Consider the following 26,977-nt stretch of genomic DNA (forward strand, 5'->3'; position numbering starts at 1 on the left):
ATAAAATTAATTTGATTCGCTCACGTTTGCAAATTTTGAGAGTTCCTTGAAGAAGCCCGGAAAGCTCTTCGAGACCTTGGTTTCGTTCTCTATTTCCACCTCGAATCCAGATGCGGCTGCTGCAACAGCGGCGCTCATTATCATGCGGTGGTCTGTGTATGATAGCGTTCCTGGATCCTTCAGATCGCCTCTCTTGATGAAGAGATCCTTTCCGTTGTCCTCGACGATCGCACCGAACCTGGAGGCCATATCTATTATGCCTTCATAGCGGTTGCTCTCCTTGGTCTTCAGCCTTGCATAGTTATCGATCTCAACACCGTGTTCAGAGAATATGCCTATGACGGAGATCGGTGGGCATAGATCTGGATTGTGATCGGCGTCAACCGTGATCCTGTCCCTGATTCCTGGAAGCACTCTCAGCGTATCCCTGTCTATCGCTATGTTGTCCTTGAACATGTCAAGGAGAACCGAATCCGGCTGAATCCTCGACATGCGCTTTATATTGAACCTCACATCAACGTTTTCGGAGAGCAGCCCGAGGACGAGGAAAAATGCCAAACTTGAGTAATCCGGTTCTACATCTATTGCCGTCTTCCAAACGCCGGATGGATTGATCGTTATTGTCTTCTCAATGTTAACGAAATAACCGAGATCGTACAGAACACGCTTGGTTATGTAAACATAGCCTGGCGACCGCATATTCTTTACCAGGAACTCGCCTCCACCCTTCCTTGCATAGTAGAAGATCATGGACGAGACGAACTGTGAGCTCACGCCGTCTACCTCAATGTATCTCTTCTTTGATTCCGATCCATCGACGTCGTAGAAGCCATCTTCGTTGAGCTTCAGATGCACATCATTCGCTTCAAGTGCCTTCACCAGAGGATCCATCGGTCTCTTTGCAAGGTCCGGATCGCCCTTTACGTGAGTGATGCAGCCGGCTGATCCGAGCAGTCCAAGAGCAATTCTATAAGACGTGGCGGACTCCCCCACATAGATATCGCTAGGGCACGTGAACGAGGTCCTGATCTTTATGCTGCTGTCATTCATCGTTATATTTGCGCCGGCCCTCTGTGCTATATCCAGAGCTATGGAGTCATCGCCTGTGATCGTCACGTAGTTGAGTGTAACGCTCTTGTTCAAAAACACAGATCCAAGTATATAACGCTGTGTAAAGCTCTTTGAGGAGGGAAGTGCAACCGTACCGCTGCCGCCAGATCCATATATCTTAACTGTCATATTTCCAGTAACGTATTCCCTGGTTGTTTATCTTTGTGACTATCCCAAAACCGATATCGGATCTTGCGTTCATCGCAGATCTCCTGTCCGCGAATATACCGAATATTGCAGGGCCCTTGCCGCTCTGTGAAGAATACAGAGCTCCGGCCTTCAGCATACTGCCAATGAGGCGCAGATCCATTCCGAATATAGATCCGTATATAAGTCCGTTGGCCACTGCAGCATCGAATATCCTGCCCTTGAAGGCTAAATCTTCAACTCTGCGAATTGCGTTGGTGAAGTGTCCTTCTATGGATACTTTCCCGGATGATCGCTTATCGCCATCTGCGCAGACAAGAACAGGCATCTCGGGAAGCCTGCCACGCCTCAATATTTTCATCTTCCTGTTATCGGTGAGGCAGTACCCGCCGTACATGGCCTGGCACAGATCGTCCAGAGCCCCTGTCATTGATAATCCTGAATTCTTGGATATATCCGCTGATGCAGTCATTATCTCCATGTCGCTTATATCAATCCCGCTGTATACAGCCATCGCCTTTGCCAGCGCGAGTATATAGGCGCTGCTGCTTTTTAGTCCGTATCCTGACGGTATCCTGCTGTCCACAGTGAATCTGAAGCACGTAGCTATTGAAAGGTATCTTCGAATATCTTCGCTTATCTTCTTTTCCTCTGAGCACGTTCCTTCTCTGACGGTGACCGTCATGGGGACGTCTATCGAAAATGCGCCGCCCATACCGTCTATGAACGCAGATATTATGGATACCCCGCCGTGCGTCCTAACCCTTGCGTATTTCATTCAGAGCCTCCACTGCATATTCTCTGAAGATACTGTCTGGCCTGATCCCGAACACAAGTTCCAGCGTCCGGAGTCCCTGCCCTATGAAGACATCCAGGCCGGAGACCGTTCGGCCGCCCGCATTCCGCATTCTCTTCAGGAAGGGAGTGTCAGGTGGATTGTAGACGAGATCTATGCCCGTACGCCCGCTGCGGAAATCGACAGTCGAGAAGGGATCGCCGTCTCCAAGTGTGCCCAGGGGTGTGCAGTTCACGTAGATGTCGTAGTCCTCATCGATATTTTCATGCAGGCCTATGCCTGGAATATCCAGATTTCTTCTGGCATTCTGTGCATTCCTCGTCAGAACGTCAACTCTATGCGCGCCATGATCCAGCATGTATCTGATTACTGTTCTTGCAATGCCGCCGGAACCGGCTATCACGATTCTTTTTTCCTCAATCTCAACTTGATTAAAAGATAGTGCGTAGTCCAGACCGTAGTAATCGGTGTTGTATCCCTTCATGCGGCTCTGTTCCCTTATCACGAGGTTAACAGAACGTGTTTGTGATGCTATTTCATCCAGATCATCAAGGAATGGAATTATAGATACCTTGTGCGGTATCGTCACGTTGAACGCTTTTAGAAAAAAAGAATTCTTCAGGAATGCTGGAAGAACGTTCATGTGAACATCCATCGCCAAGTAAAAGGCGTCTATGCCCATGTCCTGAAAGATCCTGTTGTAAAGTATCTGGCCTATGGAATGCGATACGGGATGCCCGATCAGCCCGATAATGCTATTTCCGTTCATGCTCTCTGATGAATGTGTTCAGCCCGTCGCTGATCATCCTCTCGGTGACCTTCATGGTTATTATATTCCCGATATCCGCGGGGACAGGCATGTTGATGTAACCCTCCGACATCTTCTTATCGTTAGATATATACCTCAGTATGCTGTTGACGCCTATGTCCGATATGCGTACCCTTTCTATACCGTAGTTATCTGCAAGCTTCATTATCTCGTCGATGACTTCTGGCCTCGTGTTTCCGTATTTCTCGCCTATGTGCGCTTCCACCATGAGGCCGGTGGCCACAGCACGTCCGTGGCTTATCTGCCCCTTTGAAGCACCCTCTATGCCGTGGGCTATCGTATGGCCCAGGTTCAGTATAGATCGCACTCCATTTCTGTCATAGTAATCTCTGTTGACTATGTCTGCTTTGATCTTTATGCTCATCTTCACGATATCCGCTGAGTGATCGTGGAAGTTCGATAATGAGCATTCTGAAACCTTGCGGAACATGTCTCCGCCGGCTATTATGCTGTACTTTATGACCTCCCCCATGCCTTCCCTTATGAGATCCGGAGTGCTCTTCAGGAACTGCAGATCATCGATTATCAGGTATGGATTATAGAACGTCCCTATGACGTTCTTGACGTCGGAGAAATCCAGCCCGTTCTTGCCTCCAATGGAGCTGTCTACCTGTGCAAGCAGTGTGGTAGGAACGGCTATCATACGCAAACCCCTCTTGTACGTTGCCGCAACGAAGCCTGCAAGATCACCCACTGTGCCGCCGCCAACGTATACAAGCAGAGAGTTCCTGCTGACCTTTTTTTCCACAAGTACCTTTATTATGCGCTGGTAATTCCTAAGGGTCTTTAGCGATTCACCGTCGTTAAGCGTGATCTTGATCGTGCTGCTTCCATAATTTTCAAGCGGGGGTATCTTGGAACCGAACATCTCCTCAACATTTCTGCTTATCATAAAGACGAGGCTGTCATAGTGGCCGACCTCCTCGCTGATATGGCCTGTGATATCTTCTCCTATAACCACGGATATATTCTCGCCATTCATCGGCAGGACGAATCTCTGAGCATCCACACTTTGTTTATTGTTAAATAGATATAAACTTTATTGTATTATTTATATATCAATATAATAAACCTCAATTGTCAGCTGATATCATTTGTTAATGCAGGTGGACGAAGTGCAGACGCAACCCGATAATGTTAATATCCCTGATCTAAATACGGAAAGAACTGACTGCTATGGCCTTTCATGGTCTTGTTAAATATGATGATATAACAATTGACGGATATCCGAAGATACAGTATCACGGGTTCATTGGAAATAACAGAACCGCAATGCTCGTGGCGATGAATGGTTTTATAGACTGGGGATGCCTTCCAAACTTCAATTCTCCTGCTGTTTTCTCTTCCATACTGGATAAGAAGAAGGGGGGATATTTCGCCATATACCCGACGGACACGCACGATCTGTACGTTGATCAGTACTATAAGGAGCTGACTAACATACTAGTAACAGAATTCATAAAGAATGGGAAGGTAATCCTGAGAACCACAGACTTCATGCCAGATTCCGAATACGGAAAGATAAGCTTCCCGGAGGTCCACAGGTTTGTTGAGACCTTCTCAGATCCTGTTCGTATAACTATCGATTTCAAACCAGCGTTCAATTACGCGACGGAGAGGCCCCTGATACAGAGGGTCCAGCATGGGTTCATTTTCAGCACAGAAAAGGAAAATATGGGGATATCAACAGAATTCCAGCTGAAGAAAAATGCAGATCACGTCTTTGCGGATGTGGATATGGAACCCAGGAGTTCGTCATGGGTTATCGCTCTCTACGGGATACATCATCTGTACAGGCCAACGGATTACAAGTCGTATTTGAGGCTGCAGGAGACCACTGACTACTGGAGAAAATGGGCCTCGAATTCTACATACTCCGGTATGTACCACAGCATGGTCATGAGGTCTGCGCTTGCCCTGAAGGTGCTCTTCTACGAACCAACCGGCATGATGGTTGCAGCACCGACTGCAAGCCTTCCGGAGGCTATTGGCGGCGAAAGGAACTGGGATTACAGGTATACGTGGATAAGGGATACTGCCTATGTCATTGAAGCTCTGGCCACCATAGGATACAAGCGCGAGGCAGTATCGTTTCTTTACGATATGATGGACGTCATATCCAGGGAAAACAAGATAAGGACCATATATAGCATCGATAACTCCGATGATTTTGTAGAGAGGGAGCTTGACTTTGAAGGCTACAGGGGTTCCAGGCCCGTGCGCATAGGCAACAAGGCTGTTGACCAGCTGCAGATAGACCAGTACGGTTCCATCGTACGGGCAATACACGCCATGGAGAAGGCCGGAGGCGTGGTGAACTCATACCTCTGGGACTTCGTTGAAGAGATGATGGCAAAGATCGAATACCTGTGGAAATATCCGGATTCCAGCATATGGGAATTCAGAACGGAGCCAAAGCAGTACGTCTATTCCAAGGTCATGTCCTGGGCAGCGTTTGACAGCGCGATCACCATGGCGAGAGACCTCGGGCTTACCGCGCCGATAAAGAAGTGGAAGGGTATACAGGATGAGATCTGGAACGATGTTATGACGAAGGGATTCGATCCACAAACAAACAGCTTCGTGCAGTATTACGGATCGAAGAACGTGGATGCATCGCTTCTCCGTTTGCCCATACTTGGCTTCATACCGGCAAACGATGAGAGGTTCATTGGAACGATGAAGCGTATAGAGGACGAACTCATGGTTGACGGATACCTGTTCAGGAGATACAGGGAGGACGATGGCCTGAAGGGAGACGAGGGTTCATTCCTCATGCTCACATTCTGGTACATTGAAGATCTCATACTCATGAAGAGGCTAAAAGCTGCAAGGGCCGCTCTCGAATCCATCATTGAGAAGGCAAACCATCTTGGTCTCTATTCAGAGGAAATAGACGAAAAAACAGGCGATTTCCTGGGAAACTTTCCGCAGGCGCTGTCGCATTTAGGTATAATCCGAGTGGCGCCTAAGCTTGAGGAGGCCTTTCTAAAGAGAGTTTCAAAGATAAATGAGTGATTTCAGGATTCTACACCTGAGGTCAGCTGATCTATCCTCTTCATATCGTCATCGTTCAGCCTGACATCCAGGGCGGCAAGGTTCTCGTCAAGATACTTTTCCTTCGTCACTCCCAGCAGCGGTATCATAGGTATTTTTTCTATTTCCGATCTTTTGATTATCCAGGCTATGGCAAGCTGGCTCCCAGTTATGCCCTTCTCCTTGGCAAGTTCCATCAGTTCCTTTATAATGCCCTCGTTTTTCCTGCTGAAGGATATCAGATCCGGATAGTACGATGACCTGGATCCTGGCTCAGGCGGTCTGAGATACTTGCCAGAGAGCACGCCCTGTGCCAAAGGTATGTATGCAAGCAGGCCAAGTCCATACTTTCTGGCCACGTTCAACTTGTCCTTCTCTATGCCGCGCTGCATTATGTTGTACGGCTCCTGCATGGTCACAAAGGGATGCAGGCCATACCTTTCAGAGATGTTCATGAAATCCTCTATATCAGTGGCAGAGTGGTTGCTCTCTCCGACGTACCTCACAAGATCCATATCGACCAGATGGCTCAGCGTGCGCATGGTCTCAAGGTGTGGCGTATTTTGATCCGGCCAGTGTATCTGGTAAAGATCCACATAGTCCACATCAAGCCTGTTAAGACTCTCCCTTATCTGCCACATTATGTGCTTTCTGGAAAGACCCTCACCATTTGGAAAAGTGGATACCGGGCCCCTGACCTTTGTTGCGATTACCAGAGATTCCCTGTCGTATCCCTTGAGCGATCTACCGAGTATTTTCTCTGAGTTGCCTATGTGATCTATGTGATCCTCATTCTTCTCCACGCGGCCGTGGTATATGTTCGCTGTATCAAAGAAATTGATGCCTGCGTCATAGGCCTTCCTCACAATTTTGTAGAATTCAGCTTCGTCTACCATCTCCACTCCATCCATATGATATTTTCCCGATCCAGGGAGATGCCACGTGCCTATGGCAACCTGAGAGACTATCGTCCCTGAATTTCCAAGCCTTACATATTTCATGAGATGCTATTTCTCTATCTATGAAATACTTTGCCACACCATCGGTCAATGTGGGCCGCTCCTCAGCTTAAGCACTGAATCTCCGGCTTCATAAGCCAGCATCTGTAGGTACGCATATTCTATGCCAGATCTGGCTATGTTTATATATTCTTAAAAAGTATAATTTCCTGCAGGAAGATAATATATTAAAATATTAAGAAATTAGTTATATTGTAAAATTGAAAGCATCATGCTCTGGCAAATTGAGCCAGCGAAGTTATCTCGTCTGTGCTCTCTATTCCATACCTCTTAACCTTATCTATGTCTACGCCGGCCTTCTGTGCTTTCTTCTCGATGAAATCCATCATAAGCCTTCCACCAAATGATATCAGGCCACCCGTTGCGAGTTTCAGGAAGGCGTTTCCGTGAGCATCCCTGAAGCCATCCCTCGCAGCCATCTTCGCCAAATGCCTGTATGAAGCATAGTATACAGCCAGGCCGTTGACATCAAGCATGCTGGTGTTGAGCTTCTTGGATTTTATTCTGCCAAGCGGTACGTTCACAAGCGGAGTTACCGTGAATTCGAATGGGCGGCCATCTACATAGGAATTGCTCAGTTTGTTTATCAGCGCTATCGTCTCCCAGAGATCCTCCGGAGTCTCACCCTCCTGGCCAACCTGTATTGTGAAAGCTGATCTCCAGTAGTTCCTGGTTTCAACAAACACTCCCTGCCATACGATGTCCTGCCATGATCCATCGACGCCTATCCTGAGCGGCAGAGTCTTGTTCGGCATATGCTTCTTCGCCAGCTCTTCGCTTCCCGTCTCAAGACCGGTCTGTATCCCGATCCAGTTTCTCGGGCCGGCCTTCAGAATCTTAGACAGCTTCTCCATCATCTCCGGGTATCCAGCAGGTATGGATATTCTGCCGTGCGTCGGGTTTGAGGTCTTCACTCCGGGAACGCTCATGACTGTAGAGAATAATTCGCTTAGAGCTTCCTCATTTGGCTCGAAGAAATGGCCGTGCTTGTAGCCGAATATCTCATCTGAATGCAACCACGCGTTGTCAACACCGCCAGCTACGTTTATCTTTATCTCGTCAACGATCATGTTCAGTGGCATGTATCTGAGCGGTCTTAACGTCACTTCACAGAAATCGCAGCCAACGCCGCAGCCACGCATAACCTCCACCATGCCCTTCATCGATGGATTTATGATCTCAGGGATATCCTCAAGCCGCGGATATGCTGACTGCGTTATGCCTCTCGCAAGGAATTTTTCATCCTTCTTAAGGACTTTGTGGAAGTTTTCGTCATAGCTCATGTATCCATTGAAAAACATCTGCTTGTCTATGTTGTCCTCTGCAACCTGCCTGAAAAGTTCAGCGACGACATCGTCCGTTTCGCCCTGTACATAGTAATCAACTTTGTATTTGTCAATTTCGTCTCTCAGTATTGTGAATTCCCACACTCCAGGGCCGCCAACTATCAGCTTCGCCTTCTTGCCCTCCCTGGCCTTGTTGACCTTTTCCATCAGGCTGTCCCATTCCCGTCTGACCCAGGCGTCGAGGTCTCCACCAAACAATGCATAATAGGACATAGTTGTTGGGCCCAGGCCTAAGGGATCCATTGTGGAAACACCTATGACCTCGGTCTTATCATCAACATACTGGCCCAAATAATCCTCGTCAACGACAACCACGCTGTCTCTGCCAAAAGCTCTGACGAGAGACGCCTCTATCTTTCTTATTGCATATGGAGCGTATTTGACGATTCCGTTGACATTGGGAGGTTCTGGGCCCTTGAGAAAACGATATATTGGGCCAGGAATGGCCTTCCCTGGAGCACACGGAAGAAAGTCCAGCAATGGGAAATGTCTATATTCATAACTGAGAGTTGTGTCGGATACGAGCACGAATCTGGTCATTTTATCCTAATATGTAGACTCTCTTTATTCATAAACTTTTCCTCCAAAAAGTGATAAAAACATATTTGTCTGACACATTCGTTCGATCTCTATTGGGATAGCCATGTGATCATTTTTAATTGAAAAATATTATATTTAATCAGAACATAGCTTGTTTATGAGAGTAGAAAAGATAATGAATTCAAACTTCAAGACGGTGAACTGGAATACAACGGTATTCGACGCGGTCAAGATAATGAATGAAAACCATCTTTACGGTCTTGTGGTCAAAGATGATAACGGTAACGATGTGGGCCTTTTAAGCGAACGCAGCATAATAAAGCGCTTCATTCCAAGGAATAAGAAACCTGATGAGGTACCGATAAGGCTCGTCATGAGAAAGCCGATACCAAAGGTAAAAAGCGATTACGATGTGAAGGACGTGGCCGCTTATTTAAGTGAAAACGGCCTTGAGAGATGTGCAGTGGTCGATGATTCCGGCCGTGTTGTTGGCATAGTTACGCTAACAGATCTGTCCAGGTATCTTTCTAGGGCGTCCATAACGGACATACTGCTGTCGCACAGGACAAAGGATTACCAGCATCTCTGCCCAAAATGCGGTGTGGGCGTACTCGAACCTGTTTACAATGAAAAAGGAGAAATAAAGGTATTCAGATGCTCAAACCCTGCATGCGACTACGAGGAGTAAATAATTTTTTATTCAGGTGCTCTGAATTCAGCCGTTTCGGAATATTTTCCATTTTTTCAATCATCATCGATGGCCTGTCCATTTGTGATATTCGTTTTGGACACCAACAATATTTAAAAGTAAAAAATTATATTGGCTAAAGGTCTATACATAAATATGAGTTCAAAGGATCTTATAAAGCAGATAATAGAAAAGATACCTGAAAAGGATATGGCCGATCTGGCCAAATCCAGCAAGACTGTTAACATAGAGCTTACGGATTCGGATCCGTTCCGGATAGCAATCGGCGAGGGAAAGATCAGCATCGCAGATGGAAAGGCTGAAAAGGCTGATGCGACAGTAAAATGCTCGGATCAAGTTCTTGGCGATATCATTACGGGTAAACTCAACGCGTTTTCTGCCTTCATGAGTGGCAAGGTTACGGTTTCAGGCGATCTTTTCTTTGTTCAGAAGATGATAACTGTTCTCGGAAAGGGGAAATGAGATCATGGAGATCAACAAGGTAACTGTCATAGGATCCGGAATAATGGGGCATGGGATAGCAGAAGTCATAGCTCTTGCTGGCATTGACGTCAACATCGAAGATATTTCAAACGAGGTTCTGGACAAGGCGAAGGCTTCCATAAATTCCAGTCTGGACAGGTTAGTCAGTTCTGGGAAATTGAAAAATAAGGATGAAGTTTTATCGCGTATTCACTATTTCACGGATATACCTTCATCTGTGAAAGATGCGGACCTGGTAATAGAGGCCGTTCCGGAAGTATTGGATATAAAGAAGAGTGTTTTCGACCAGCTGGACAAGAGCACAAAGGACAGCGCCATACTTGCCACAAACACATCCAACATCAGGCTCACAGAGATCGCGGAGGGAATAAAGAAAAAGGGCAAGGTTGTCGGCATGCACTTCTTCAACCCACCGGTTGTGCTAAAGCTGGTTGAGGTCATAAGATCTCAGTACACTGAAGATGAAGTATTCGAAACGGTTTACGAATTCTCGAAGAGGATTGGAAAGACACCTATAAAGGTCTACAAGGACACCCCGGGTTTTGTGGTTAACAGGATAAACGCTCCGGAATCACTGTACTTTTGCCTGGTGATAGATAATAATCTGGCGAAGCCGGAGGAGGTTGACAGATTCGCACGATCACAGGGACTGCCCATGGGACCGTACGAGCTTATGGACTACGTCGGCATAGATACCGTCTATCATTCTCTACAGTACTACGCAAAGGAGCTATCTCCAGATTATTCTAAGTGCCAAGTGTACACGAAGCTCTTCAATGAGAAGAAGCTTGGGCTGAAGACCGGCGAAGGTTTCTACAAATGGGTGAATGGTAAGGCGCAGATACCTGAGGCAAAGCCCACAAAGGCCGTGGAGCTTATGGACATCTTCGCTCTGGAGATAAACGAGGCGGTGAAGATAATAGAGGACGGTGTTGCCTCGCCCGATGATATAGAGACGGGTGTAAAGCTCGGAATGAACAGACCATTCGGCCCGATAACTGTGGCAAAGGGCTTAACCAATGCTGAGGTAAAGGCTAAGCTGGAGGCACTCTACCAGAAATTCAGCGTGGAGGTCTTCAAACCGGCGAAGTCCATAGCTGAGGGGAAGCTCAAGACGGTTATATCGATGCAGGTAGCGCTCTCCAAGGCCGAAGAGAAGAAGGAGGCAGCATCAGCATACATTTCATCCAGCGATCCAGTAATAATGGAGACGAAGGGCAGGATCGCCATACTTCGTATAAATAATACGAAGAATAATCTGATAAATGCAGCGGTAATGGATGGTCTCGAGAAGGCCCTTACGGATCTTTGGAACAACCGTGAGATATCTGTTATCGTATTGACTGGAAATGGCCCGGTCTTCTCAGCTGGAGCACAGCTGGACTCGTTCTTCAGCAGCACCTTTGACTTCATGGAGTTCTCCAGGCGTGGAGAGCGTGTTTTTAAACTGCTAAGTGAGATACCGAAGGTTACAATAGCCGAGTTGAAGGGCTACACACTCGGCGGAGGATTCGAGATGGCACTCGCCTGTGATATAAGGGTTGCCACCGAGGATGTGCAGATAGGGTTCCCAGAGGTTACACTTGGCCTTGTTCCCGGATGGGGTGGCACACAGAGGCTCTCACGTACAGCTGGACAGTCCAGAGCTGCTTACTATATACTCACAGGTGAGAGGTTCACAGGCAAAGAGGCTTATGAGATGGGCATCGTCGCGAAGATATTCAGCAAGGACACAATCGACTCGGAGACGCTGAACCTGGCTCAGAACATAGCTGATAAGGTTGCACCAATATCTGCTGCACTGGCTAAGAGGCTTGTTCTCAGGAGCACGAACACATCCCTGGATGATGGGCTGGAGATGGAAGCCATATCGATGGGCCTGCTCTACGGTACAGAGGATCTCAAGGAGGGCATCTCGGCATTCCTGGGTAAGAGAAAACCAAATTATCAGGGTAAATGATCATTTCTTGATCATTTCCCTCAGAACCTTTTTATCTATCTTTCCTGTGCTTGTTTTTGCGAATTCTTTTATATTTATGAAATCGTCCGGTATCCAGAACTTTGCTATCCTTCCGGCGTTTACCATCTCGATGAGATGCTTTCTTATCTCATCTGGCTTGGCCGTGCCGGTGTAGAACGCCACTGGCCTCTCTCCCCACTTTTCGTCAGGCCTTCCCACTACGGCGTTCTCGACAACGCCTGAGCATGAGCTTATGGCATCCTCAAGGACCAGCGATGGTATGAACTCTCCGCCCGATTTTACTGCATCCTTCTCCCTGTCAACGATGCGTATGTAGCCGTACTCATCCATCACCGCGAGATCACCGGTGTGCATCCAGTCGCCACGCCACAGAGCCTCTGTCCCTTCTTTGTTCTTCACGTAAACGCTGGTGAGCCATGGAGCCCGAACAACGATCTCGCCTATAGTCTTCTCATCCTTGGGCACATCGTTCATCTTGTCATCTACGACCCTGAGCTGCACCAGGGGTATCGGAATCCCGGTTTTGAGCCTGAATTTTTTCTTCTCGGATTCTGGCATCGCTTTTACCCTCTCGTTGTACGTCGCAAGCGTGAGTATCGGAGCGGTCTCAGACAATCCGTATCCCGATATGGCAGTTATTCCGAGCTTCTCAGCCGCGTTTGCTAAGCCTTCTGGCAGGGCTCCGCCTCCGACTATCGCCTTTATTCCGCGTCCTGCGATCTTCTTCACATTCGGATTTGTAACTATGAGATACAGTATCGAAGGGACCATAGCTATTACGCTTACGTTGTATTTATCGATGAGATCGATTATGTGATCAAAGTCGTACCTGCCAGGAAGCACGTAGCGTCTACCTGACATTATGCTCATGTATGGTACACCCCAGGCATGCACATGGAACATCGGCACAAGCGGCATTATCACATCGCGAGACGTAAGGTTGATAGGATCGTCGGCGAGCGCCAGTCCGGATGATATGGAGTGCAGTACGATCTGCCTGTGCGTGAACTGCACCCCTTTTGGTATGCCTGTCGTTCCAGATGTATAGAACGTGGTTGCTAGATCGTTCTCTGACAGCTGGGGTAGTTCTATGTCAGAATAGGATTCCTTCATCAGATCATCGTACACATATTTTGGTGACAGGGAGTCCGGAATCTGCCCTGTCTCGGAGTAGACGATCCATCCCTTTATGAAGTAGAAAGCTTCTCTGTTCTTCGATAGTATCGGTACAAACTCATCCCTCACTATCACGTACTTATCCTCAGCATGATCCATTGTATAGTATATGAGATCCTGCGGGTAACGGACGTTCACTGTATGGAGAACTGCATCGACCATTGGAACGGCGAAGTAGGCCTCTAGATATACGTAAGTGTCCCAGTCTATAACGGCAACTCTATCGCCCTTCTTTACGCCGATTGATATCAGAGCTTTGGCAAGTGTGTTCACCCTTTTGGAGAAATCTTTGAAGGTGAACTCCCTTTTGCCGGTGTAGTTTATTATCTGATCAGGGTTGGATGACACTCCACTCTGCAACAGCTTATCTATGGTCAACTCATATTTGTATTCCATATCTTTATATTGTTTATATCCATAATATATTTTCTGTGGGCGAATGTAGGAAAGATAAACCTCTTAGGGATTAAAAAATTAAATATTTTATTTTGCAGAGCCTATTGAGAAGCATGATCATAAACTTTTATCCCTTATGGAAATACAGGTTGGATGTTTGATGGAGAAGACCTGAAGAAGATTTTCGCAATGGATGGCTTCCTTCGAAATATAGAGTTCGAAGTGTCGTATATTTCCGAAGGTTCAATAGAAATAAAGGTCCCGCTGAAGGAAAATCTGATGCGTGTGGGCGATATAATGAACGGCGGCGCAATAATGGCGATCTCCGATGCGATCGGAGGTCTCACAGTAATGACGTATGGATCCGTCATAAATCAGGTCACCGTGAATTTCAACACCGAATTCATAAGGCCAATCGGTACTGGCCCGGTAATATTCAGAAGCAGCATGGTCAGGATAGGAAAGAACATTGCCTATGTGGATGTTGCTGCCATAGATGGAAATGGCCAGCTGTGTTCAAAATCCATGGGAACATATTATATCTACAGATAAAGCAAGTTTGATCGATTTATTGTTGATTCATATGTTGGCTAGCAATACGAAGATGTAAGATATAGCAGTCTGGATCGGAGATGATATTGCCTGAAATACTGTTTTTGCTATATGGGTGATATCAGCATCTAGGCAGTTCTAAATTTTTCGTTCCTTCATGATCGGAAGCATTTGAGGTTTTAGTCCTTTCCAGTATTTCGAATGATTAAGGGTGCAAAGTTTTTAGTTGCGAAGAATCTAAGGAAATCTTCTTGTAATTAGGAAAAAATGCAATAAAAATCAACTAAGTAAAAAAATAGAGTTTAAATTATTCCGCCCTTCTCACCCAGCACAGCCTGAGATATGACGCTGTTCTCCCAGGAATCTTCTCCGAAATACACAGCCATGGCCATGGCATCCCTGTAATACTTCTCTATCCCGAAGTCATGGATGTATCCATAACCGCCATGTATCTGCAGCGAACTCCTGCTGGCTGTCAGCGCTATCTCCCTTGCCTTGATCTTGCACAAAGCCTTTGCGTATTCACTCTGATTTCCATATAGGTAGAAGCGAATAAGATCTATCTCAGTCTTGGCACTCACTATCTCATCAAATATTGGCGTGTAGTCCTTCAGCGGGCGATCAAAGGCATTTCTCACTTTTGAATAGTCTGCGGCCTTTATCATTGTGCCATCCGCTATACCTAGAAATATTGCTGCTACCTCTCCGTCTGAGTTCTTCAGCTCCATCCTCAGTTTCTCCTCAGAACCGACCTTTTCGTATGTGGAGGAATCAAAATCAACATCCGAGAGATCCATGCCCCGCAGCCCGAGATGGCTTTTGCTTACGGCATGCATTCCCGAATCTATGGCATAGATACTGCTTCCATCGCTGGCAATGATGGAGGATGCCGTTCCGTTTATGACATTCGTGATCTTCCCTGTGAGCTTGCCGCCGGTGACCGTGAGCGCCGCAGATTTGCCTCTCAGATAGTATGGGGATAGATCAACTGTGACATCGATACTTCCGGACAAGATGTTGGCCTTCTTATCGCTGTCAGGATTCAGCTTAAGATAGAGGTTCGTTAGAAATATCCACATTGAAACTGATGGTGAGGCCTTTGCTGTTTCCTCCAGAATTATCATGTATCCGTTCTCATCCAGCCCGGCGCCTCCCTTCTCTGCTGGAAGCGTTGCCCCTATGAAACCCTGCCCGGCGATCTTTTCCTTTAGCGAACGCTGAATTCCGTTGATCTCTATGTCCTTCGATACAGGTTCGATCTCCTTTGCAGCGAATTCTTTCACCGTATTTCTCAGTATTTCGTACTCCTCCATCATTGGCTATCACCCACCTTCAACATCCTCGCGATGACAAGTTTTTCAATCTCGCTGGTACCTTCCCATATCTCCATGATCTTTGCGTCCCTGAACGATCTTTCTATGTTGGACGAGAGGCCATCTATACCCGTTATCTCCATTGCCTTTCTTGATACGTAAACTGCAGTTTCAGCTGCGTATGCCTTTGCCATGCTGGTCACGGCTGGGTTTGGATTGAAGTTGAATATGAAGGACGCCGCCTCATAGGTCAGCAGCTTCGCAGCTTCTATGCGTGTCGCCATGTCAGCAATAGCGAACTGGACACGTTCTGGCTGGGACGTTATCGGGCCATCTTTCTGGAGTATGCCAACGGCTCTTTCAAGGATGCCCTCCGCTATGCCTAGGGCCTGTGCCGCAACGTAGGCCCTGCTTATATCGAAGAAAGTCATTATGTAATAGAAGCCCCTGCCTGGCTCGCCGACTAAATTTTCAGCAGGTACCTTAACATTTTCAAGCGTCAGTTCTGCGGTGTCCGTTGCCCTTACGCCCAGCTTCCCATGTATCTTGTTAGATTTGAAACCATCGAAGTTCCTCTCCACTATGAATACGCTCATGCCCTGGTGTTTCTTCTTTTCCACGGATGTTCTTGCCAGAAGCACGAAGAAGTCTGCTATATCTCCGTTTGTTATGAACATCTTCGATCCGTTCAGTACGTAGTGATCCCCTTCCTTGACTGCTGTTGTCTTTATGTTTGCAACATCACTCCCACCACCTGGCTCCGTCACGGCAAGCCCCATCTTGGCTTGCCCTGAAAAAACCTTGCTCAGATACTTCTTCTTCTGGTCATCGTTTCCGAAGAGGGCTATAACTTCGTTTCCAAAAAAAGGTACGAGCATTGATATGCCCATTCCAGCATCGTATTTGCAGAACGTCTCCGTTGCAACAAGTATGTTCCAGGGATTCGAGTAATCGAAGACGCCCTCGCTGATCATCCTCCTTACGACCTCTTCAGGGTATTTCTCCTGGAGATCGTACTTGGATGCAGCCTCTTCCGTGAATTCCCTCCGCGCAAACTCCTCTACCTTCTTCCTGAACTCCTTCTGAGCCTCATCAAATTCGAAATTCATATCAATACCTCTCAAACACAACGGAATAGCCCTGGCCTCCTCCCACACAGAGCGTGGCCACACCGTAATCCTTCTTCTTCTCATTCATTATGCGTGCAAGCGTACCAGCTATCCTTGCACCTGTGGCTCCAAGAGGATGGCCTATTGCAATGGCCCCGCCATGAACGTTGACACGATCCTCCTCAATGCCAAGCTCCTTCATGGCGTTGAGGACCACAACGGCGAAAGCTTCGTTTATCTCCCACAGGTCTATATCCGACACATCCATCTTTGCCTTCGCCAGTGCATTCTTCGTAGCAGGTACTGGGCCTTCACCCATTATTGAAGGATCGACGCCTGCCCAGCCAAAGGAAACGATGCGTGCCATTGGTTTCAATCCGTATTCCTTGACCTTCTTCTCCGACATCAGAAGCGTAAGCGATGCACCAGCATTCAGTGGCGAGGAATTTCCCGCAGTGATTACGCCATCATCCTTGAACGCAGGTTTCAGCTTCTTCATGTCTTCCAGCGATGTGTTCTTCCTTATGCTCTGGTCAGTATCAATAACCTTTTCCTCGCCGTTTATCTCAACCTCAACTGGTACGATCTCTCCCTTGAAGTATCCATCGTCCAAAGCCTTTGAAGCAAGCTGATGGCTTCTCAGGGAGTATCTGTCCATTTCATCTCTAGTGATGCCTCTCAGTGCAGCCAGTTTTTCCGCCGTCAAACCCATGGAGTATCCCGTATTCATGTCCCAGTGCATGTATTCCGGTCTCACCATAAGCTTTATATTGGGCTTTAAGAATGGGCTGTTTCCCATTGGAACGTGCGTCATGTGTTCGTAGCCACCTGCCATAACTATATCGGAGTTGCCCGTCATTATCTCCATGGCACCGATGGTTATTGCGTTAAGAGAGGAAGAGCATGCCCTGTCAAGTGCCATTCCAGGGACGTTTTCTGGAAGATTTGCCAGGAGTATAGGGTGCCTTCCACCATAAGTCCAGTTCTCGTCCATCTGCAGGGCACAGCCTGTTATCACATCATTTATCTCCTCTGGCTTTATTCCTGTCTCATCTATAACGACGTTTATCAGCTTTGCCATGGCTTCATCCATCCGGATAGAGTTGAACACGTCCCTCTCTGGATCGTTCGGCCTAGATCTGGAAAACGCCGTCCTTTTGAAGTCAACGAGATATACTTTTTCGCTGTTCATTTCACATCGATATGAATAAGTTGAAGAACTGATATAAATTTATTCTGACAATATTTATATTTATTCATAATGACATAGAAAAATAATTATATATATCAGCTTCTGCAAGGCTATTTTACATGGATCACATCGAACGGATCTGGCATATCGAAGATAAGATTAGGACAAAGGTCATATATATGTTCATGATACTAGCAAAGCTGAAAGTGCGCAAATGGGATGTTTAAAAATTCAGCATCATGGTTGAGGCCTTCTTTTCATTGAAGGCGGTTGGTGTTGCTTTTTATGAATTTATCATTCGCGGGCTTTAGTCGAATGGTTGGAATAAGTATGTCGAAATTCGAAGAATGCAATATAAAGGAAGATCTGAAATCGGATCTCAAGAGGATGGGTTTTGTTGATATGACGGCTGTGCAGGAAAGAACAATTGAACCTGCACTCGCAGGCAGGGATCTTATAATAAGATCCAAGACGGGATCTGGAAAAACGGCAGCCTATCTTGTGCCTATAATAAATAATATATCCCTGGGAAGGAAACCCAGTGCACTGATCGTGCTTCCAACGAGGGAGCTGGCATTGCAGGTCCATGGAGTTGCAGAAAAGCTTGGACATAGCTCTAGAATAAGATCCACTGTCATATACGGTGGCGCCTCAATGTCAAGGCAGATTGAACTGCTGGATCGTGGGACAGATATAATAGTTGGCACCCCAGGCAGGATACTGGATCTGCATGAAAGAGGCTTTTTGAATCTTTCTGCGGTAAAGTACTTCGTTCTGGATGAAGCCGATGTCATGCTTGACATGGGTTTTATCGATGATATAAAGAGAATGATGTCCCTGCTGAGAGAGGACAAGCAGACGTTCATCCTCTCGGCAACCATGCCGGAGGAGATCATAGATATGGCAAACGACTTCATGCGAGATCCGGAGACTATAATAGTGGGATCGGATGAGGTCACGGTCAAGGAAATATACCACTACTATGCAATATCAAAGAGAAACAGGAAACTTCATGTGCTGCAGACGTACCTTAAAACCTACGGCCCGCAGAAGACCATCATATTCTCCAGGACAAAGGTCGGCACGAAGATGGTCTGTGATTTTCTCCTGAACATGGGATACAACGCCGTCATGATAAACGGAGATATGAGCCAGAGCCAGAGGGAAAGGGCAATGTACCTTTTCAGGAACAGAGCGGACTATCTGGTTGCCACGAACGTTGCGGCCCGTGGCATAGATATAAGGGATGTTACGGACATAATCAACTTCGATCTGCCTGACGATCCAAAGGTGTATGTGCACAGGGTCGGAAGGACAGCACGTCTCGGATCTGAGGGAAGGGCCTTCAGCATAGTGGAGGAGGGCCAGAGAGACGCAGTGTACCAGATTGAACATATGGCCCGCGTTAGCCTGAAGCAGATAAAGCTCCAGGAATAAGCTTTTTTTTGAAAAACATACTATTAATGTTAGTAAAAAATTAATAAATCTTCATGCTACACATACGATCTGTATGCAGTTGCTTGACGATATCCGAGGTTTTATGAATACATTCAGCGAAACTATGTTCATGGACGTTATAAATTATTCACTCACAAGGGACAGGTATGATTCTGTGTTTCTTCAAAGGCAAAATTATAGGGATCTTGGCCAGCTGAAAGAAATACTCACGAACGATGATGGGATAAAAATAAAATTCGATGGCTATGATTTGAAGATACAGGGCACAGCAGATGGCACGATAAAATTCACGTGGACTGATGGTCCAGAAATTCCGGTAACTGACCCTGAGTTCGTAAAACCACGATTGGATAATGGAGTATACGAATTTGGGGATTACAGACTGCTGATCGAAAAGGACGGTTTTTCAATAAGAGATGTTGAGGGAACGATACTGCATCGTGAGTTCTTTCCATCATTCGGAGAAAACATAACACATGCATTCGAGCTGAATCAGGGAGATATAATAGCCGGCTTGGGAGAAAAGGCTGCACCCATCAACATGATTGGGCATGTGTTCAGACTATGGAATCATGATGCAAACGGATCTTATGGGCCAGACAGCGATCCGCTCTATGTCAACGTGCCAATTATGCTTCACGGTCATGCCGGTAGGTTTATCCTGATATTATACGTTAACGCTGGCGATGCTACAGTGGATGTTGGATATTCGGACGAACATAGGGTATCTTCATCTTTCAAATCGAAACCTCTTGCTTACTATGTAATCACAGGAAATCTTGACACTATATACGAGAAGCTTTCACTGATAACTGGAAAGCCACAAAAGCCTCCCTACTGGGCTTTCGAGTTTCAACAGTCAAGATACAGCTATATGGATACAAAGGAGGTGAGGGATCTGGTAGACGGATTTGCATCTAGAGGAATACCACTGGGTGCGGTTTATCTAGATATAGATTACATGGACAGATTCAAGATGTTCACGTTCGACCCTCAGAGATTCGGTGACGTTAAACAGCTCACAGAGTATATGGAACAGAAGGGGGTAAAGCTCATAACAATAATGGAACCAAGCATAAAAATGGAGCATGGTTTCGATCTCTATGAGGAAGGCCTGAAGGGCGGATATTTTGTCAAATATCCTGATGGAAACGTCATGTATGCACCGGTCTGGCCGGAGATGGCTGCTTTTCCCGATTTCACCGATGAGAAAGCGAGGGAGTGGTATGCCTCTAAATACGATTTTATGCGATCCATGGGCGTCTCCGGATTCTGGCATGATATGAATGAACCGGCCATATTCGTGGGATGGGGCGATAACACCATGCCCAGATCCGCCGTGCATCGGATTGGCCGCCATGAGGAGGTGCACAACCTTTACGGATACTACATGGACAAGGCTGCCTACGATCATCTGTCCAAAGTTGAGAGGCCCTTCATACTCTCACGATCAGGATGGGCTGGTATAAGCAGATACGGATGGATATGGACAGGGGATACGGAAACCTCGTGGAAGGAACTGAAGCAGAACATCATCACAATAATGCACATGTCAATGTCGGGAATAACGCTGACAGGATGTGATATAGGCGGTTTCACCGGTTCTCCAACACCTGAACTTTTCATAAGGTGGCTGCAGGCGTCACTGTTTTTCCCTCTCTACAGGGTTCATTCAGATAAGAAATCAAAGAGGAGGGAGCCATGGGCCTTTGGGAGTCATGAAAAGGAGATAATAGAGATAATAAGGTTGAGGCATTCCTTTGTGCCACACATTTACAGCGAAGCGATATCATCATCCATAACGGGTCTTCCACTTGTAAGGCCTGTCTTCTGGGCAGATCCAAGTAGGAACGATCTAATGTCCGTGGATGATGAATATACGTTCGGTGGCAGCATCCTGATTGCGCCAATAGTGGAGGAACACGCCGTCATCAGGAGGATAATACTTCCATCTGGCCGCTGGTACAATATCAGTGATGACAGGATTGTTGAAGGAAGCCTCAGCATAAACGTTGATCTTTCGACAGTTCCGATATTCGTCAGAGAAGGATCGGCGATACTCAGGGAGAATGATGGCATTGAACTGCATTTATATCTTGCTAATGAAAGGAGAAAAAGCATACTGTACATCAGTGACGGAAATGATGACATAAAGGTTGAGGTTGAATTCGACAGTAAAAGCGTTGATATCAATCCTCAGAAAGTGCCGAAAATAAAGGCCATCGTGATGCACGGTTTCAGGGAAGATGAATTGATCCTCAATGGAGAACCGATAAAAACAAGCGATGGCATAATAAGGTTGAAGTGAAATACTCTTCTCATTTTTAATCCCTATTTTGAGCGTCTGTATTCCTATAGAATTTTTTAATGGATCTAGATACAAATTGGAATCGGTCCGTGTAGGCATCTGTTATATTATTTATAACAATTAATAAAATATGAGCCATGATATGGTAATGAAAAATTCCCTTGTATATCATTGTATAACAAAAGTATACATCAAATAAAATTTAAATATAGCTATGATCATATGTTATCGATGAACAATAGGTATGTTATTGCTGGTATTCTATTGATTATACCGTTTATCGCGTATTTCGCGATGCCAACGTATGATCGCGTAAATCCGCAGATTGGCGGTCTGACATTTTTCTACTGGTACCAGACTCTGTGGCTTGGAATCTCGGCTCTGCTCTTTGGAATAGCGGCATACATCATTGACAAGGAGGCGAAGCAATGAACGGAACCTATGTAGAGATAACGGTCTTCCTTGTGTTCTTCGTCCTATTCGTACTCATAGGCTTTCTGGCCAAGAACTTCAGAAGGGGGAATCTGAACCAGTTGCCTGAATGGGCTCTCGGTGGCAGAAGGCTCGGTACCTTCCTGGTCTGGTTCCTTGTGGGTGCAGATCTGTATACTGCCTATACCTTTATAGCGGTGCCCTCCTCCATGTATGCCGTGGGCTCGATCTACTTCTTCGCCGTTCCTTACGTATCGTTGGCTTTCGCAATAGCTATGATCACCATGCCGAAGCTCTGGACGCTTTCGAAGAAGAGAGGATATGTGACTGCGGGAGATTTCGTCAGTGATAGGTTCAACAGCAATGCACTCGCAATGATAATAGCGCTTACCGGCATAGTCGCTGAACTGCCCTATATAGCGCTCCAGATAGTTGGCATGAGGGCGATCCTCACGGGCATGCTAACGCCGCTCGGGGGTAACGTGGATCTCGCTAGCAACATAGCCCTGGTTCTTGCAATATTGGTTCTCATTGGCTTCACATATACCAGTGGTTTGAGAGGCACATCCCTGACAGCCGTGATGAAGGACGCGATAATATTCACAACAGTCATCGTTGTTATAGTGACGGTATTCGTGGCGTACCATTCTGCGCTGCATGAAGCTTTCACCGTAAAGCCGGTATATGCCGATCTGCCGCCAAAATTTTATAACGCATATTGGACGCTGTTCCTCATGAGCGCTGCCGCCCTTTACCTGTATCCGCATGCGATCAATGGAAGTCTGAGTTCAATGTCGGCCCAAAAATTGAGGTTGAGCACCGCACTGCTCCCGATATATGGCATAGGGCTTGCATTCCTGGCGCTTTTCGGCGTCATAATATACGGTGTCCCGGCTGCTGAGCATGTTCTTAAGATAACATACGCGAACAACGGCGCTATGGTAGTGCCAACCCTCATAGCCACTGTAACGCCATCGTGGTTCACGGGGTTTGCATTCCTGGGTATATTCATAGGCGGTCTTGTTCCAGCGGCCATAATGTCCATGTCGCAGGCGACGCTGCTGACAAGGAACGTGATAAAATATCTCGGAAGGGAGCTTGAGGAGAAGCGAGAAACATTCATAGCGAAGGTATCTATGATCTTCTTCCAGCTCCTTGCGCTTGCCTTCGTATTCATCGTCCCGGAGACTTATTCCATAAGTCTTCAGCTCATAGGCGGAATAATAATACTTCAGACACTGCCGGCGGTATTCCTAGGCATGTACGTGAAGCGCCTTGAGAAATATGCAGTTGCTGCGGGCTGGCTCGCCGGGATAGTAGCAGGTATTTACTTCGAGGTGTACTCAAACTTTGTGTACTTCAAGTACAGCATAATTAAGACCACTTTGATGCCATCTTCGCTTGGGTTTATATTCGTAGGATTCACCGCACTCGTGATAAACCTGATAGTTGTCGGAGTGGTTGAAGCGGTTGTCTACGCACTGCATAGGCAGCCCAAAAACTTGCCGGAGTATATCTGAAGAATTTTAAAAATTTTATAATTTATTATACAATTTTCTTACTATTTCCAGCGTTTCAAGGCCCTTATTTATTCCAACGTTGTAGCTCGGTTTTCTTATCTGTTCAGCCTTTTTCTTGACATCTTCATATCTGGCCAGGCCGAGGTATGGTATGGCTGTTTCAAGTATTCTGCTGGTGTATCCTGTGCCCTCAAACGCATGCTCCATCAGTGCAACTATTCTGTCTATGTTGGAGAAGAAGAAATCTCTTCCCTTCGGATTTGCAGGCATGTTGCTGAACACATACAGCATGTCCTGTTTTCTTATAGTTCCTTTATCGATCAGTTCGAAGACGCTTTTCAGGTCAGATGGGCTGCACCAGCCCATGGCAGCTATGATCCTGACGCGTATTTCATCGTCTGTGTACTTGTCCGCAGCGCTGGCAAGCTCGGAGATGCCGTATGCCTTGGCCGCCGCTATAGACTTTGCCAATGCAAGATCAGGATCCTCTGCGAGTGTTGAGAATTTGCGTGCCAAATCAGAAGCAAAGTGATCATCGACCATCGCCAGATCCTGCGTAACGATGCCCCTTATCTTCGAGATCTTATCATCCTCGCCCTTCTGCTTGTCGCCAAGCGCAACCACCTGCCTGCTGAGGTAAGAAGCTGCTGTTTCTCTGATCCTGTTCGAATCAGGCTTAAGCAGATAGAGGCCGGTGAGCTGTGAGGCTATTTCCTCGACGATCAAATGATCGGAATCCTCGAAGAAGCCCTTGATTCTTGCAAGGTAATCATCCACGGACACCCTTCCAGAGATCAGGAAAGCATAGAGATCACTTATCAAGCCCCATCTGTCAAGGTTGCTGAGCTTGGAATAATTCTTCATCACAGTTTCGAACGATTCTCCATCGTAGGATACCCTGTAGAAGCCGCTGCTGTTGACATTGACCTTCACCATGTCCTCTATTTCAGCGCTTTCCTCCATGAGCATGGCTTTCTTTCCAGACTTGGTCATAACAGTCAACGGTATTGGCCATTTTCCTTGTCCTCTTGTTCCGTCAAGGAAGAACTGTTCCTGCGTCAGCCTGAATTTGTTTCCACTTTTCACCACTGAGACTACAGGATATCCCGGATTCTTTATCCAGTACTCCATGACGCGTTTCACAGGCTTCCCGGAAACATCCTCTATTGCAGTCCAGAGATCGGATCCTTCCGCATTTCCGTATCTATGATCGTTGAGATACTTCGATATGCCCTTCCTGAACTCCTCGTAACCTGCATAATCCTCTATCATGCGGAGTATCGATGCACCCTTGCCGTAGCTGATCTCATCGAATATCTGCGAGATCTCATCGGGATCCTTGACATCAACCTCTATGGGATGCGTATTCTTCAGCGAATCGGATCTTAGCGCACCGCCTGTCTCGCTTCTTATGAAGTCGGCGAATACGTCCCACTGTTTGCTGAACGAATCAACCGTCTTGTACGACATGAAGGTGGCGAAACTCTCGTTCAGCCAAAGGTCGTTCCACCATTTCATCGTTACGAGATCGCCGAACCACTGGTGCGCTATCTCATGCGCTATCGTTATGGCAGCGTTCTGCTTCATTATGGATCCGGAGTTCTCTGTTGCCATGAGCGCAACTTCCCTGAACGTTATCGCGCCCCAGTTCTCCATCGCCCCTGCACCGAACTCTGGAACTGAGATAAGGTGCATCTTCGGGAGAGCGTATGGAATGCCGAAGTAGCTCTCGTAGAATTCAATGGATTTCCTTGCGATCTCAAGGGGATACTTCGATTTTATGTCCTTAAGCGAAACGAGTATGAGATCTATATCGCGGTATTTGTCGGTGGCATACTTGAATTTGCCCACACCAATGTACAGAAGGTACGTAGACATCTTCGGTGTGTCCTGGAATTCAACGATCTTCCTCTCGGACACCTCGATGCGCTTTGGAGGCATGTTCGATATGGCATCGTAATCCTTGTCGATCACTACTGTTATGGCGAAGACAGCCTTGTAGGCTGGATGATCGACGCAGGGAAATGCCATCCTTGCACCGTTTGACTCGAATTGCGTCGTGATCATGGTACCCTCCTTTGTCCTAGAAAGATAGAGTCCCATGAGTGTGTCACTGACCTTTGCATGAAAATCTATGTCTATGACATCCTTATCGTGAAAGCTGCCCTTTACTGTGACCGTATCTTGTCCAGTTTCGAACCTCATGGGCTGGCCGTTGCAGGTTACTTTGTCCACAGAGAGCCTGACCGCATCCAGCTTTATATCCTTCCAGTCTCCAGCCAGATGTATCCTCTCGTGGGAGGTATATGTGAAATCCTTCAGGTCGAAGTCGAATCGAATCTCATATTTTTCAATACCTGGATTCATAGAATTCCATTACAGCGTTTTATAAAAACCTATTTTCACAGCGTTATAAATAAATATATATGATACTTTCATAGCGATTTAATGACGAGGATAATTCACATCGATAGATCCGACTACCGGAGGGATCAGATCGTTGACGCCGTTGATGCACTGCGGTCTGGTGGGACGGTAGTATTTCCCACGGAGACCGTTTACGGCCTTGGAGCGCTTGCCAGTAATCCCGAGGCATGCAAGAAGATATTCATCGCAAAGGGAAGGCCGTCAGATAACCCGCTCATAGTGCACATATCATCGATGGAACAGTTCTTTAGCTATTCCGATCCTGATGATTCATACCCGATTGAAGGCCTCAATAAAGCATGGCCTGGCCCGCTCACTGTTGTGGTAAGAAAGGCCCAAGGCATATCTGATGTTGTCACAGCAGGGCTTCCAACGGTGGCTATACGTATGCCAGATGATCCAATTGCTCATGATCTTATAGAAATGGCAGGCCCAATAGCAGCTCCATCCGCGAATATATCAACAAGGCCAAGCATTACGGATTCTAGGGACGCCATAAGATTCCTCGACGGCAGGGTGGACGTTATAATAGATGCTGGACCCACCAGATTTGGCATCGAATCTACCATAATCGACATAACGAAGAGACCTGCAGAGCTCCTCAGGCCAGGTTCATATGCAATCGAAGATCTCGAGCCCGTGTTCGGGCCCATCGTCTATGGTGATGTAGCCAGGGGACTCGGAGAGGCTAAGATAGCCATAACTCCTGGAATGAAGTACAGGCACTATTCTCCATCTACAAAATTGATACTAGCCGAGACGAGGGAAGTTTTTAGGCAGATCCTTGATACTGTGGATGAAGATATGGTCGTGCTCGCCACGGAGGAGATGGTGGATGGCCATAAAAAGGCGATCATAATAGGCACAGACAGAGACCTGTACAGCGTTGCGCACAACCTATTTTCCTCGTTCATAGCGCTGGATGATATGCATGTTGATCTTGCCCTGATACATCCGTTTGAAGAACGCGGCATCGGATTTGCACTGATGAACAGGATAAGAAAAGCATCGTACAGAACGGTGAAGAGCAGGGAGGATTTCCTCGATCTGTTGGGGAGCATCAGAGAAAAGGTAAATTAACGATGACCTGATGTGAGT

At 46.7% G+C, this 26,977-nt stretch carries 21 protein-coding genes; 10 read left to right on the forward strand and 11 right to left on the reverse strand.

Annotated elements, in window-relative coordinates; translation table 11 throughout:
- Positions 1-6 precede the first annotated feature (6 nt).
- From TA_RS01460 to aroB, 4 genes are read right to left on the reverse strand one after another with little or no spacing between them, the layout of a single operon-like run.
- Entirely contained in the window at positions 7-1,239 is a 1,233-nt protein-coding gene (locus TA_RS01460; RefSeq protein WP_010900711.1) for a 3-phosphoshikimate 1-carboxyvinyltransferase, read from the reverse strand.
- On the reverse strand, positions 1,229-2,035 hold the full coding sequence (locus TA_RS01465; protein WP_010900712.1) for a shikimate kinase: 807 nt from the start codon (positions 2,033-2,035) through the stop codon (positions 1,229-1,231). The genes TA_RS01460 and TA_RS01465 overlap by 11 nt, the downstream gene beginning before the upstream one ends.
- Complete coding sequence (locus TA_RS01470) at positions 2,016-2,822, reverse strand: shikimate dehydrogenase (protein ID WP_010900713.1); 807 nt, start codon at positions 2,820-2,822, stop codon at positions 2,016-2,018. The genes TA_RS01465 and TA_RS01470 overlap by 20 nt, the downstream gene beginning before the upstream one ends.
- Positions 2,809-3,891: a 3-dehydroquinate synthase gene (gene aroB / locus TA_RS01475; RefSeq protein WP_010900714.1), complete on the reverse strand. Its 1,083-nt coding sequence runs from the start codon at positions 3,889-3,891 to the stop codon at positions 2,809-2,811. Before aroB ends, TA_RS01470 begins: the two co-directional genes overlap by 14 nt.
- A gap of 167 nt (positions 3,892-4,058) precedes the next feature.
- Between aroB and TA_RS01480 the strand changes: the two genes are divergently transcribed.
- Positions 4,059-5,900 carry a glycoside hydrolase family 15 protein gene (locus TA_RS01480; RefSeq protein WP_010900715.1) on the forward strand — a complete coding sequence of 614 codons (1,842 nt, stop codon included), beginning with the start codon at positions 4,059-4,061 and terminating at the stop codon, positions 5,898-5,900.
- Between the two features lie 2 nt (positions 5,901-5,902).
- On the opposite strand, the gene TA_RS01485 is transcribed toward TA_RS01480, so the two are convergent.
- Both TA_RS01485 and TA_RS01490 read right to left on the reverse strand, forming a co-directional pair.
- Entirely contained in the window at positions 5,903-6,919 is a 1,017-nt protein-coding gene (locus TA_RS01485; protein ID WP_010900716.1) for an aldo/keto reductase, read from the reverse strand.
- Positions 6,920-7,146: 227 nt separating this feature from the next.
- Positions 7,147-8,823, reverse strand: a complete 1,677-nt coding sequence (locus tag TA_RS01490; protein WP_010900717.1) for a B12-binding domain-containing radical SAM protein — start codon at positions 8,821-8,823, stop codon at positions 7,147-7,149.
- Between the two features lie 157 nt (positions 8,824-8,980).
- On the opposite strand from TA_RS01490, the gene TA_RS01495 reads away from it, so the two are divergent.
- The 3 genes from TA_RS01495 to TA_RS01505 all read left to right on the forward strand — a co-directional run bounded on the left by TA_RS01495 (position 8,981) and on the right by TA_RS01505 (position 11,975).
- Positions 8,981-9,511: a DUF1936 domain-containing protein gene (locus TA_RS01495; RefSeq protein ID WP_048161511.1), complete on the forward strand. Its 531-nt coding sequence runs from the start codon at positions 8,981-8,983 to the stop codon at positions 9,509-9,511.
- 156 nt (positions 9,512-9,667) lie between these two features.
- On the forward strand, positions 9,668-9,994 hold the full coding sequence (locus TA_RS01500; RefSeq protein WP_010900719.1) for an SCP2 sterol-binding domain-containing protein: 327 nt from the start codon (positions 9,668-9,670) through the stop codon (positions 9,992-9,994).
- 4 nt (positions 9,995-9,998) lie between these two features.
- On the forward strand, positions 9,999-11,975 hold the full coding sequence (locus tag TA_RS01505; protein ID WP_010900720.1) for a 3-hydroxyacyl-CoA dehydrogenase/enoyl-CoA hydratase family protein: 1,977 nt from the start codon (positions 9,999-10,001) through the stop codon (positions 11,973-11,975).
- Here TA_RS01505 and TA_RS01510 read toward each other — a convergent pair whose 3' ends face one another.
- Positions 11,976-13,568, reverse strand: coding sequence for a fatty acid--CoA ligase (locus tag TA_RS01510; RefSeq protein ID WP_010900721.1), 1,593 nt, complete (start codon positions 13,566-13,568; stop codon positions 11,976-11,978).
- A gap of 153 nt (positions 13,569-13,721) precedes the next feature.
- On the opposite strand from TA_RS01510, the gene TA_RS01515 reads away from it, so the two are divergent.
- Complete coding sequence (locus TA_RS01515) at positions 13,722-14,120, forward strand: PaaI family thioesterase (RefSeq protein ID WP_010900722.1); 399 nt, start codon at positions 13,722-13,724, stop codon at positions 14,118-14,120.
- 302 nt (positions 14,121-14,422) lie between these two features.
- On the opposite strand, the gene TA_RS01520 is transcribed toward TA_RS01515, so the two are convergent.
- The 3 genes from TA_RS01520 to TA_RS01530 are packed head-to-tail and all read right to left on the reverse strand — an operon-like array spanning position 14,423 to position 17,734.
- Positions 14,423-15,436: an acyl-CoA dehydrogenase family protein gene (locus tag TA_RS01520; protein WP_048161513.1), complete on the reverse strand. Its 1,014-nt coding sequence runs from the start codon at positions 15,434-15,436 to the stop codon at positions 14,423-14,425.
- Positions 15,433-16,542, reverse strand: a complete 1,110-nt coding sequence (locus tag TA_RS01525) for an acyl-CoA dehydrogenase family protein (RefSeq protein WP_010900724.1) — start codon at positions 16,540-16,542, stop codon at positions 15,433-15,435. Before TA_RS01525 ends, TA_RS01520 begins: the two co-directional genes overlap by 4 nt.
- A gap of 1 nt (position 16,543) precedes the next feature.
- Positions 16,544-17,734, reverse strand: a complete 1,191-nt coding sequence (locus TA_RS01530; RefSeq protein ID WP_010900725.1) for an acetyl-CoA C-acetyltransferase — start codon at positions 17,732-17,734, stop codon at positions 16,544-16,546.
- 315 nt (positions 17,735-18,049) lie between these two features.
- On the opposite strand from TA_RS01530, the gene TA_RS01535 reads away from it, so the two are divergent.
- The 4 genes from TA_RS01535 to TA_RS01550 all read left to right on the forward strand — a co-directional run bounded on the left by TA_RS01535 (position 18,050) and on the right by TA_RS01550 (position 23,452).
- Complete coding sequence (locus tag TA_RS01535; RefSeq protein WP_241761870.1) at positions 18,050-19,171, forward strand: DEAD/DEAH box helicase; 1,122 nt, start codon at positions 18,050-18,052, stop codon at positions 19,169-19,171.
- Positions 19,172-19,244: 73 nt separating this feature from the next.
- The gene (locus TA_RS01540) at positions 19,245-21,500 is read left to right on the forward strand and encodes a glycoside hydrolase family 31 protein (protein WP_048161515.1); all 2,256 of its coding nucleotides are present in this window, start codon (positions 19,245-19,247) and stop codon (positions 21,498-21,500) included.
- Between the two features lie 231 nt (positions 21,501-21,731).
- Positions 21,732-21,932 carry a DUF3311 domain-containing protein gene (locus tag TA_RS01545; protein ID WP_048161517.1) on the forward strand — a complete coding sequence of 67 codons (201 nt, stop codon included), beginning with the start codon at positions 21,732-21,734 and terminating at the stop codon, positions 21,930-21,932.
- Positions 21,929-23,452: a sodium:solute symporter family protein gene (locus TA_RS01550; RefSeq protein ID WP_048161519.1), complete on the forward strand. Its 1,524-nt coding sequence runs from the start codon at positions 21,929-21,931 to the stop codon at positions 23,450-23,452. The genes TA_RS01545 and TA_RS01550 overlap by 4 nt, the downstream gene beginning before the upstream one ends.
- A gap of 15 nt (positions 23,453-23,467) precedes the next feature.
- Here TA_RS01550 and trf2 read toward each other — a convergent pair whose 3' ends face one another.
- Positions 23,468-25,819 (reverse strand): tricorn protease-interacting factor Trf2, encoded by a 2,352-nt coding sequence (gene trf2 / locus TA_RS01555; RefSeq protein ID WP_010900730.1) that lies wholly within the window; start codon positions 25,817-25,819, stop codon positions 23,468-23,470.
- A gap of 81 nt (positions 25,820-25,900) precedes the next feature.
- Here trf2 and TA_RS01560 point away from each other — a divergent pair, with 81 nt between their 5' ends.
- Positions 25,901-26,959: an L-threonylcarbamoyladenylate synthase gene (locus TA_RS01560; protein ID WP_010900731.1), complete on the forward strand. Its 1,059-nt coding sequence runs from the start codon at positions 25,901-25,903 to the stop codon at positions 26,957-26,959.
- Positions 26,960-26,977 lie beyond the last annotated feature (18 nt).

It is taken from the genome of Thermoplasma acidophilum DSM 1728 (assembly GCF_000195915.1).
In the GTDB taxonomy this organism is placed as follows: Archaea; Thermoplasmatota; Thermoplasmata; order Thermoplasmatales; family Thermoplasmataceae; genus Thermoplasma; species Thermoplasma acidophilum.

Coding starts and splice junctions, on each gene's coding strand:
- TA_RS01550 (WP_048161519.1), top strand. CDS start 21,929: ATGAACGGAACCTATGTAGAGATAACGGTCTTCCTTGTGTTCTTCGTC.
- TA_RS01490 (WP_010900717.1), bottom strand. CDS start 8,823: ATGACCAGATTCGTGCTCGTATCCGACACAACTCTCAGTTATGAATAT.
- TA_RS01495 (WP_048161511.1), top strand. CDS start 8,981: ATGAGAGTAGAAAAGATAATGAATTCAAACTTCAAGACGGTGAACTGG.
- TA_RS01470 (WP_010900713.1), bottom strand. CDS start 2,822: ATGAACGGAAATAGCATTATCGGGCTGATCGGGCATCCCGTATCGCAT.
- TA_RS01465 (WP_010900712.1), bottom strand. CDS start 2,035: ATGAAATACGCAAGGGTTAGGACGCACGGCGGGGTATCCATAATATCT.
- trf2 (WP_010900730.1), bottom strand. CDS start 25,819: ATGAATCCAGGTATTGAAAAATATGAGATTCGATTCGACTTCGACCTG.
- TA_RS01480 (WP_010900715.1), top strand. CDS start 4,059: ATGGCCTTTCATGGTCTTGTTAAATATGATGATATAACAATTGACGGA.
- TA_RS01540 (WP_048161515.1), top strand. CDS start 19,245: ATGCAGTTGCTTGACGATATCCGAGGTTTTATGAATACATTCAGCGAA.
- TA_RS01530 (WP_010900725.1), bottom strand. CDS start 17,734: ATGAACAGCGAAAAAGTATATCTCGTTGACTTCAAAAGGACGGCGTTT.
- TA_RS01500 (WP_010900719.1), top strand. CDS start 9,668: ATGAGTTCAAAGGATCTTATAAAGCAGATAATAGAAAAGATACCTGAA.
- TA_RS01515 (WP_010900722.1), top strand. CDS start 13,722: ATGTTTGATGGAGAAGACCTGAAGAAGATTTTCGCAATGGATGGCTTC.
- TA_RS01520 (WP_048161513.1), bottom strand. CDS start 15,436: ATGATGGAGGAGTACGAAATACTGAGAAATACGGTGAAAGAATTCGCT.
- TA_RS01560 (WP_010900731.1), top strand. CDS start 25,901: ATGACGAGGATAATTCACATCGATAGATCCGACTACCGGAGGGATCAG.
- TA_RS01535 (WP_241761870.1), top strand. CDS start 18,050: ATGGTTGGAATAAGTATGTCGAAATTCGAAGAATGCAATATAAAGGAA.
- TA_RS01485 (WP_010900716.1), bottom strand. CDS start 6,919: ATGAAATATGTAAGGCTTGGAAATTCAGGGACGATAGTCTCTCAGGTT.
- TA_RS01525 (WP_010900724.1), bottom strand. CDS start 16,542: ATGAATTTCGAATTTGATGAGGCTCAGAAGGAGTTCAGGAAGAAGGTA.
- TA_RS01505 (WP_010900720.1), top strand. CDS start 9,999: ATGGAGATCAACAAGGTAACTGTCATAGGATCCGGAATAATGGGGCAT.
- TA_RS01545 (WP_048161517.1), top strand. CDS start 21,732: ATGAACAATAGGTATGTTATTGCTGGTATTCTATTGATTATACCGTTT.
- TA_RS01510 (WP_010900721.1), bottom strand. CDS start 13,568: ATGGAATACAAATATGAGTTGACCATAGATAAGCTGTTGCAGAGTGGA.
- TA_RS01460 (WP_010900711.1), bottom strand. CDS start 1,239: ATGACAGTTAAGATATATGGATCTGGCGGCAGCGGTACGGTTGCACTT.